General features: G+C 69.6%; 9 protein-coding genes. All 9 read left to right on the top strand.

What is annotated here, in order from left to right; translation table 11 throughout:
• Window positions 1-1,004: hypothetical protein (locus Q0C12_RS09440; protein WP_290889433.1), on the top strand; the 1,004-nt coding region annotated here is incomplete at its 5' end.
• Between the two features lie 3 nt (window positions 1,005-1,007).
• On the top strand, window positions 1,008-2,324 hold the full coding sequence (locus Q0C12_RS09435; protein ID WP_290889430.1) for a DUF4038 domain-containing protein: 1,317 nt from the start codon (window positions 1,008-1,010) through the stop codon (window positions 2,322-2,324).
• Window positions 2,324-4,138, top strand: coding sequence for a hypothetical protein (locus Q0C12_RS09430; protein ID WP_290889426.1), 1,815 nt, complete (start codon window positions 2,324-2,326; stop codon window positions 4,136-4,138). Before Q0C12_RS09435 ends, Q0C12_RS09430 begins: the two co-directional genes overlap by 1 nt.
• Window positions 4,135-4,434 (top strand): hypothetical protein, encoded by a 300-nt coding sequence (locus Q0C12_RS09425; protein ID WP_290889423.1) that lies wholly within the window; start codon window positions 4,135-4,137, stop codon window positions 4,432-4,434. The genes Q0C12_RS09430 and Q0C12_RS09425 overlap by 4 nt, the downstream gene beginning before the upstream one ends.
• Before the next feature lie 9 nt (window positions 4,435-4,443).
• Window positions 4,444-4,851, top strand: coding sequence for a hypothetical protein (locus Q0C12_RS09420; protein ID WP_290889421.1), 408 nt, complete (start codon window positions 4,444-4,446; stop codon window positions 4,849-4,851).
• Window positions 4,848-5,153, top strand: a complete 306-nt coding sequence (locus Q0C12_RS09415; protein ID WP_290889419.1) for a hypothetical protein — start codon at window positions 4,848-4,850, stop codon at window positions 5,151-5,153. Before Q0C12_RS09420 ends, Q0C12_RS09415 begins: the two co-directional genes overlap by 4 nt.
• Window positions 5,154-5,158: 5 nt before the next feature.
• Entirely contained in the window at window positions 5,159-5,701 is a 543-nt protein-coding gene (locus Q0C12_RS09410) for a phage protein Gp27 family protein (RefSeq protein ID WP_290889416.1), read from the top strand.
• 142 nt (window positions 5,702-5,843) lie between these two features.
• On the top strand, window positions 5,844-7,415 hold the full coding sequence (locus Q0C12_RS09405) for a hypothetical protein (protein WP_290889413.1): 1,572 nt from the start codon (window positions 5,844-5,846) through the stop codon (window positions 7,413-7,415).
• A 2-nt stretch (window positions 7,416-7,417) separates the two neighbouring features.
• Entirely contained in the window at window positions 7,418-9,061 is a 1,644-nt protein-coding gene (locus tag Q0C12_RS09400) for a DUF935 domain-containing protein (RefSeq protein ID WP_290889410.1), read from the top strand.
• The last annotated feature ends 2 nt before the right edge of the window (window positions 9,062-9,063 follow it).

Genomic DNA, 9,063 nt, shown 5'->3' with positions numbered 1-9,063 from the left:
TGAGCGGCCTGGGTGTGGCCGCGCAGGGCACACCCAACATGACCGTGGCGGTGGCCGCCGGCATGATTCGCATCGCCGGGTTTTTTTGCTTCGTCAGCGCCGCCAGCCCGACCATCACCACCGCGCACGCCACGCTCGACCGCATCGACCTGGTCTGCTGCGACTGGAATGGCGCCGTCAGCGTAGTGGCCGGCACCGCCGCGGCAAAGCCGGTCTCGCCGGCGATCCCCGCCAACTCGATCAGCCTGGCGCAGGTCTACGTGCCCGCGGCCGACACCGCGATCGGCAACGCGCAGATCTACGATAAGCGGCCGATCGTTGCCGACGCCTGCGACATTGCTGCCGAGTTCCTCGGCTCCAGCCTGTCGGCCACGGTCGCCACCAGCGCCGGCTCGATCGGTGAGGCGGGTTGGACGATGAGCGCAGCCGGCACGCCTGGCGCGCCCGCGTTTCAGACATCGACCGCCAAGCACCCCGGCGTGCTGCGCTCGGCCAGTGGCACGACCAGCGGCAACAGCACGCGCCTGCACTTCGGCAGTGCCGCCAACAGCGCGGTCATTCTGCCCACCGAGATCGCGCGCATGCGGTTCCTGGTGGCCATTCCCACCATCACCACGCTGGCGATCAAGCTCGGCTTTGGCGTCGACCTGGCCGACGCCGCCGCCGGCTCGCTTGGCAGCGCCGGCGCGTTCGTCGAGTACGTGCCGGCCACCAGCGCCAAGTGGCGATTCACCACGCGCCAGGCCAGCAACAGCACGACCAATGCCGACACCGGCGCCGACGTCGCTGCCGCCACCTGGTACGACTTCCAGATCATCCGCAAGCAAAACGGCAATGTGCAGTTTCTGAAAAACGGCGCGCTGGCGTTCGAGCACAGCACCAACCTGCCTACCACCGTCGGTAACGTGGGCACGCTGGTGCACACGCTCACCGCGGCCGCGCGCAACCTGGATCACGACCTGTTCTGCATGAACCTCGCGCCGCTGGGCGACCGCTGGACGTAAGCCGTGCCGCGCCTGCGCTCGTACCCCACGGCCGCCACGCGCGCCGATGCGGCGCTGCCGAAGGCTGGCGGGGGCTCGGTGTTTCCGCTGCAGATCGACGCCAGCGGGCGTTACCTCAAGCAGGCCAACGGCACGCCGTTTCTGATTCACGGCGATACGGCGTGGTCGATCTGCAACCAGCTTGATCAGGCCGAGGTCGATACCTACCTAAACGATTGCCAGACGCGTGGGTTCAACACGCTGGTTGTCGAGCTGATCGAGCGTTACGCCACCAGCCAGACGCCGCGGCACCTCAACGCCTATGGTGAGGCGCCCTTCTCACCCATGTCGCCAGTGGACTGGGCTACGCCGGTCGAGGCTTTCTGGAGCCACGTTGATTACATCATCGATGGCTGCCTGGCGCGCGGCATCATGGTGCTGGCCTTCCCCGCGTACTCCGGTTATCCGGACCGCGACGAGGGCTGGGATGATGAATACCTCGCCGAGAGCGACGCCGATCTGCAGGCTTACGGCACGTTCCTCGGCACGCGCTACACGCAGGGCAACATCATTTGGGTTGGCGCTGGCGACAAGAGCATCACCGGCGCCGAGCAAACCAAGCAGCTCAACATTTTTAGCGCGATCAAGGCGGTGCAGCCGGCGGCGATTTTTAGCGGCCACGGCACCACCAGCTCGCGCACGCGCGAATTTTGGTCAGCGACTTACACCGACCTGGACTTGATCTACTACTGGCCGGTGTATGGCGGCTGGCCGTATAGCTTCGTGCAAACTTCTTACGACGCTGCGCCTGTCAAGCCGGCGCTGTGGTTTGAGGGGCAATACGAGGGCAGCGCCAGTGCGCAAACGTGCCGCGCGTGCGCGTGGCAGGCGGTGCTGTCTGGCTCGCCTGGGCAGGTGTACGGCCATTCCGGGCTGTGGGCGTTCTCTTCGCCCGTGATCGACGCGACGGACTGGACGACGCAGCTGGCGGCCACGGCGCGCGCCCAAATGGTTCACGTCAAGACACTGCTCACGCAGTACGAGTGGTGGAAGCTGGTGCCGCAACAGAACACGTCGCTGGTTAGTAGTTCGCTTGGTGCCGACGGTTCGCGCGTGTGTCCGGCGCGGGCCAGCGATGGCAGCTTTGCGATGGTCTACATCCCGGCGTCGCAAAGCGTCACGGTGGTGATGAGCGCACTGGCGCCGAGCAGTGTTCGAGCGCGTCTGTATGACCCCACGGCCGGCACGTTCAGCGCAGTGAGCGGGTCGCCGTTTGCAAACACCGGCACGCAGTCGATCGCCTCGGGCGGTGAGCGTGTCCTCGTGCTGGATGCTGCCTGATGGGCTCCATCGTCCAGTCAAAATTCGGGGGCACTTCTCCGGGCGCATCGGTCGCCATCACGCTCGACGCGAACCCCACGCCTGGGAACAAGTTGGTCGCCTTAATGACCACCTACTCAACCGGCAGCGATGGGACGCTGACGGCTTCCGGCGGCGGTACATGGACGACGAGAGCAAGCCCCGCAACGGCCACCTGCCGAACCGCTATTGCTGTGTGCGAGAGCGCCACGGGTGGCGCCACTACGGTCACCGTCTCGTCGTCGGGAGGCGGGGGCCAGTTCATATCGGCCATCATTCTTGAAGTGTCCGGGCTCGACGCCACGTCGTTTGACGTGGCGGCCAGCAACACGGGCAACAGTAGCGGTGCTTACAACACGGGCACCACGGCAGCGCCCGCGCAGGCGAACAACTTTGTAGTGGGCATTCTGTCGGCGACGAACGTCCCGACGATGTCAACGCCAAGCGGCTTTACAAGTATCGGGCTGCTAGACGACAGCGCGACCTACCAGCCGTACAGCGTCTTTTATCGCAACATCACGGCCATCGCCGCGCAGTCGGCGTCGATTACGTCCGGCACGTCGTCGGAGTGGGCGGGCGCGATCGTCGTTCTCAAGGACGCGGGCGGCGGCGGGTCAAACAAAGACCTGGAAGGTGCGGCGGCGGGCAGCGCTTCGGCCACGGGCGACCTCACGGCGACCGGGGGCCTGCAAGGCGCAGCGGTCGGCGGTGCCACGGTCGCAGGTGCCGTGTCTGTGGGTAAAGGTCTGGTTGGCGCTGCCACCGGCAGCGCCAACGCCGCCGCTGAATTCGCTCGCGGCGCCGGCGATCTGTTCCTCGTCGACGATGACACCGACTACAGCCTCGTCGATGGCGACGCCGCGGTTGATGGCTATCTCGAGGAGCTGTCTGGCGGCACCACGCACAACCTGGCTGGTACAGCCGCCGCCACCGCCTCCGTCGCCGCCGCCCTCTCTCTCGGCAAGGCCCCGTCGGGCGCCGCCGTCGCGGCCAGCGTGGTCGGCGGCGGGCTCACTGTCGTCGCCACGCTGATCGCCGCCAGCCTCAGCCGCAGCACGCCGGCCGGCAACCTGGCGGTCGTCATTCCGTTCGCCGGCGGCAGTGCCGGCACCAGCGTGGTCGCCGGCCAGGTCGCGGTGGTCAAGCCGCTGGCGGCCAGCGCGCAGGCGGCCGCTGCCGTCCAGGGCACGCTCGGTCAGGCGTTGCCGCTGCAGGGCCTGTCCGCCGCCGCGGTCGCGGTGGCCGGCAGCACCAGCATCGGCAAGCCGCTGGCCGGTGCGAGCGTCAGCATCGCCGGGGCCGCCGGCGCGCTCGAGGTCACGCCGCAGGGCGTGGTGGATCTGGCCGGTGGTGCCGCCGCGCGCAGCACGCCGGCCGGCGTGCTGCAGATCCAGGTGCACATCTCGGCCGCCGCGCTCAGCCAGGCGCTGGTGGCCGCCAATCTGTCTACGAGCGGCAGCGCGGACCTGTCCGGTGCGGTGCTGGGGCGCGCCACGCCGGCAGCCGCGCTGTCGCTCTCCCTGTCGATCGCCGGCGCTGTGGCCGGCATCGCCCTCGGCGGCGGCACGCTGCAGGTGCAGGCGCCATCGCTTGCCGGCGCCAGCCTGGCGCAGGCCGCGGCGGCCGGTGGCCTCACCGTGTCGATCGACTTCACCGGCGCCGCGCTGGCGCAGGCGCTGGCCGGCGGGGCGCTCACCTCCGCCATCGATGGCGCCATCCCGCTGCGCCGCCTGGCGCGCCCGGCGCGCGAGTACCGAGTCACGCGCCCCGCGCGCATCTACCGAGTCGCCGCATGAGCCCGCAGCTGCCAGACAAAGACAGCGAAGAGTCGTTCGTCTTCGCCTTCGACTTCCTGGCCGAGCTGGCCGGCAGCACCGTGGTCTCGGCCGTGGTCAGCGTCAGCTGCGTGCAGGGCACCGATGCTGCCCCCGCCGCCATGCTCGTCGGCGCGCTGGCGATCGACGGCGCCGACGTCCTGCAGCTGGTGCAGGGCGGCATCGACGGCAACACCTACAAGCTGCGCTGCGTCGCCACCCTGGCCAATGGCCAGCGGCGCGTGCGCGCCGCACTCCTTCCCATCCGCGCCGCCTGAGGATCCACCGTGCAGTTCCAGCTTGATTTGTGGTCGTTCGTGCTTGCGCTGCTGGCTCTGCTCGGCGGCTTCGGTGGGGTGCTGCTCAAGGTCGGCCACGTGCTGATCAAGGGCTTCGTCACCCAGTTCGAGAAACGCCTGAACGAGCGCCACATCGCCGAGGACAAGGCCGCCGACGAGATGCGCAAGCGGCTGGACCGCAGCTTTGCCGACGTCGAAAAAGAGTTGCGCACCCTTGAACGCGGCCAGGCCGCGATCAAGGAAGAGATGCTGCGCGAGTACGTGCGCCGCGAAGACGCCATCCGCGACCAGACCGTCACCCAGGCCAAGCTGGACGCGCTGCACGCCCGCATCGAGCTGCTCACGCGCCTGGTCACCCAGCTGGAAGCCAACTCCAAGCCGAGGAACGCCCCATGATCGACCTTGAAAAAGCCCGCCGCGAGACGCTGCGCTGGCTGATCCTGCTCACCCTCGACAAGGCACGCCCGCTGGGCGCCTCCGAGGGCCTGATCCTGTCCGTCATCGCCCAGGTGCCGCAGCCGGTCACCGCGCACGAGCTGCGGCGCGAGATGGACTACCTGGCCGATCGGCAGCTGATCAGCATCGCCGGGCGCGAGTCGCCGCAGTGGCATGCCGAGCTCACGCGCGACGGCGTCGACGTCGTCGAGTACACCGTGCCGGTGGATCCGGGCATCGCCCGCCCGGCCAAGTACTGGTAGCCGCCGTGGCCCGCCGATCCAGCATCAAGGCGCTGCCCGACGACGCGCGCCAGTTCGTCGATCGCGTCCTGCTCGACAACCAGTTCGGCGGCTACGAGGCGCTCGCCGCCGCGCTGGCCGAGCGCGGTTACAGCGTCAGCAAGAGTTCGCTGCACCGCTACGGCAGCGCGCTCGAGGCGCGCCTGCAGGCAGTCAAGGACGCCACCGAAGGCGCGCGTGCGCTCGCCGCCTCGGTCAAGGACGACGCCGGCGATCTGCCCGCCGCCGTGCTGGCGCTGGTGCAGACCGAGCTGTTCCAGGTGCTGATCGACCTGCGCCAGGCCGACGCCACCGACGATCCGGCCGAGCGCGTCAAGCTCCTGGCCAAGGCCGGCAAGGCCATCACCGAGAGCACCCGCGCCAGCGTGGCGCAGAAGAAATGGATGGTCGAGGTGCGTGCCCGCGCCGAGTCTGCCGCCGCCAAGGCCGAGAGCCTGGCGCGCAAGGGCGGCCTGAGCGAGTCCGCCGCCGCCCAGATCCGCGCCGCGATCCTCGGCATTCCGACCTGACGTTGCTGCCGGCATGACCCTCCGCCCCAAAAGCCCGGCCACCCCGGCGCGCAAAAAGCCGCGCCAAGGCCGTCCAGACGCCGCAGGATCGACGATCGCCCCCGCCCGCGTAGGACCGGGGCCAAAATCGGCCGCGGCGGTTGTGGCGGCCGATTTTTCCGAGCACCTCAAACCGGCCGCGTCCGACCCGGTTGACGCCAACGCGCCGCCGCCCGCGCTGCTGCCGTACCAGCAACGCTGGATCGCCGACAAGTCGCAGCTCAAGATCGCCGAGAAGGGCCGCCGCGTCGGTCTGACCTGGGCGCAGGCCGCCGACGACGCGCTCGAGGCCGCCACCGCCGGCGGCAGCAGCACCTTCTATATCTCGGCCAACCAGGACATGGCGCGCGAGTACATCGAGGCGGTCGCCATGTGGGCCAAGGCCTTCGACCTGGCGGCCGGTCAGATCGGCGAGGGCGTGTGGGACGACGGCGAGGGCCGCAACATCAAGACCTTCGAGGTCACCTTTCCGCAGACCGGCCGCCGCTGCACCGCGCTCACCAGCCGGCCGAGCAACCTGCGCGGCAAGCAGGGCCGCATCGTGATCGACGAGGCCGCCTTCCATCAGGATCTCGGCGCCATGCTCAAGGCGGCGCTGGCCATGCTGCTGTGGGGCGACCGCGTGATGATCATCAGCACTCATGAGGGCACGGAGAACGCCTTCAACGAGCTAATCCAGGAGGTGCGCGCCGGCAAGCGCGGCGCCGGCGCCACGGTCCACCGGATCCCGTTCCGCCTGGCGGTCGGAGAGGGCCTGTACCGCCGAGTGTGCCTGCGCAAGCGGCGCGCATGGTCCCCCGAGAGCGAGGCCGCCTGGGTGGCCGAGGCCTACAAGTTCTACGGTGACGACGCGGCCGAGGAGCTCGATGCCATCCCCAGCCAGTCCGGCGGCGCGTATCTGAGCCTGGCGCTGATCGAGCAGCGCATGGTGGCCACCACGCCGATCGTGCGCGGCAAGTGGGACGACGACTTCGGCCGCCTGCCCGACGAGATCCGCCGCCTCGCCGTGGCCGGCTGGCTGGCCGAGGAGGTGCGCCCGCACCTGGCCGCGCTGGCCACCGACCAGGTGCACGTGATCGGCGAGGACTTCGGCCGCGTCGCCGACCTGACCGTCATCACCGTGCTCGGGCAGGACCGCGACCTGACCAACCGCGTGAAACTGGTGGTGGAGCTGCGCAACTGCCCGTTTCGCCAGCAGGAGCAGATCCTGTTCGCCATCTGCGATGCGCTTCCGCGCTTCCGCGGTGGCGCGATGGACGCCACCGGCAACGGCGCGGCGCTGGCCGAGTACGCCGCCAACCGCTACGGCGTCGAGGTCATCGAGCAGGTCAAGCTCAACGACGCGTTCTACCTGCAGCACATGCCCAAGCTCAAGGCCGGGCTGCAGGACGCCACCCTCACCGACCTGCCGCGCGATCAGGAATGCCGCGATGACCTGCGCGCCCTGCGGGTGATCAAGGGCGTGCCCAAGCTGGGCGCCGAGAAGCAGCGCGCCGCCGGCGACGACGGGCCCAAGCTCACCCGCCACGGCGACTTCGCCATCGCGCTGTTCCTCGCGCAGTACGCGATGAGCCGCCAGGTCAATGCCATCGGCTGGACCCCCGCGCCCGGCCGCGATGACGAAGACGAGTACTCGCAGCTGGATCTCGCCATTCCCCGCAAGGGAGGAATCTGAACATGCCCCGCATCCTCGACGCCACCGGCCAGCCGATCGACGCCGCCGTCCTCTCCGAGCCGCAGACCTCGCGCCCCGAGCTCGCCCACCTGCAGGGCGAGTTCGCCCGTCACCCGGCGCGCGGGCTGACCCCGGCCAAGCTGCAGCGGATCATGTCCGACGCCGAGCTGGGCAGCCTGATCGAGCAGATGGAGCTGTTCGAGGACATGGAAGAGCGCGACGCCCATCTGTACGCCGAGATGATGAAGCGCCGCGGCGCGCTGCTCACCGTGGACTGGAGCATCGTCGAGCCGCCCAACGCCGACGCCCGCGAGAAGGCCGCCACCGAGTTCCTGCGCGAGGCCTACCAGGGCATCACCGAGCTCGAGGACACGCTGCTCGACATGATGGACGCGGTCGGCAAGGGCTTTGCGTGCCTGGAGATCGAGTGGGGCCTGGTCGACGGCCTGCAGCTGCCCCGCCGCGTGACGCTGCAGCCGCAGAGCTGGTTCATGCTCGACCGCGCCACCCGCCGCCAGCTGCGCCTGCGCAGCAAGGCGCCCGACGGCGACGCGCTGTGGCCGTTCGGCTGGATCACTCACGTGCACAAGGCCAAGAGCGGGTACCTGAGCCGCGCCGGCCTGCACCGCGTGCTCGCCTGGCCGTACCTGTTCAAGAACTACGGCGTGCGCGATCTGGCCGAGTTCCTGGAGATCTACGGCCTGCCGATGCGCGTGGGCAAGTACCCGATGGGCGCCAGCGAGGCCGAGAAGGCGGCGCTGCTCGCTGCGGTGGTCAACCTCGGTCACAACGCCGGCGGCATCATGCCCGCCGGCATGGCGCTGGACTTCCAGAAGGCCGCCGACGGCACCGAGGGCCCGTTCCTGGCGATGGTGCGCTGGGCCGAAGCCAGCATCAGCAAGGCGATCCTCGGCCAGACCCTGACTGCCGACGCCGGCAACAAGGGCAGCCACGCACTGGGCACCGTGCACAACGAGGTGCGGCTGGACATCCGCAAGGCCGACGCCAAGCAGGTCGCCGCCACCCTCACGCGCGATCTGAACTTCCCGCTGCTGGCGATCAACTTTCCCGGTGGCCAGCTGCCGCCGCACCGCTGTCCGCGCTTCGAGTTCGACGTCTTCGAGCCCGAGGACGTGACCGCCTATGCCACCCACTACCCCAAGCTGGCGGCGGCCGGCGTCAGGATCCCGATCAGCTACATCACCAAGAAGCTGCGCATCCCCGAGCCGGTCGACGGCGAGGCGGTGATGAGCGCGCCGCCGCCGCAGGCACCGGGCCAGGGCGCACTGCCTGGCGCGCGCCGACCGGCCGACGCGCGCGCCGAAGAAGAGCGCATCGACGCCCGCGTGCGCCACGCGCTGGCCACCCAGACGCCGCCGATCGCGCCCGCGCGCGACGCGCTCGATGACCTGGTCGACGAGGCCCTCGGCGACTGGCAGCCGGCGGTCGAGCAGATGCTCGAGCCGATCATGGCCGAGGTGCGCGCCGCCGCCGCCGACGGCGCCACCGTCGAGCAGCTCAAGGCCCGCCTGGCCGAACTGCTGCCGCGTGTGCCCGCCGACAAGCTGGCCGAGACGCTCGCCCGCGCCGCCTTCGTCGCCCGCCTGGCTGGCGAGGCGGATCTTTCACTCAACCGACATGAGTGACG

The organism is Arenimonas sp., assembly GCF_022842045.1.
Lineage (GTDB): Bacteria > Pseudomonadota > Gammaproteobacteria > Xanthomonadales > Xanthomonadaceae > Arenimonas.
This window is presented reverse-complemented; position numbering and strand designations above follow the sequence as displayed.

Excerpts from the sequence above, each read along its gene's own strand:
- Q0C12_RS09430 (WP_290889426.1), top strand. The coding sequence starts at position 2,324 with ATGGGCTCCATCGTCCAGTCAAAATTCGGGGGCACTTCTCCGGGCGCA.
- Q0C12_RS09425 (WP_290889423.1), top strand. The coding sequence starts at position 4,135 with ATGAGCCCGCAGCTGCCAGACAAAGACAGCGAAGAGTCGTTCGTCTTC.
- Q0C12_RS09415 (WP_290889419.1), top strand. The coding sequence starts at position 4,848 with ATGATCGACCTTGAAAAAGCCCGCCGCGAGACGCTGCGCTGGCTGATC.
- Q0C12_RS09400 (WP_290889410.1), top strand. The coding sequence starts at position 7,418 with ATGCCCCGCATCCTCGACGCCACCGGCCAGCCGATCGACGCCGCCGTC.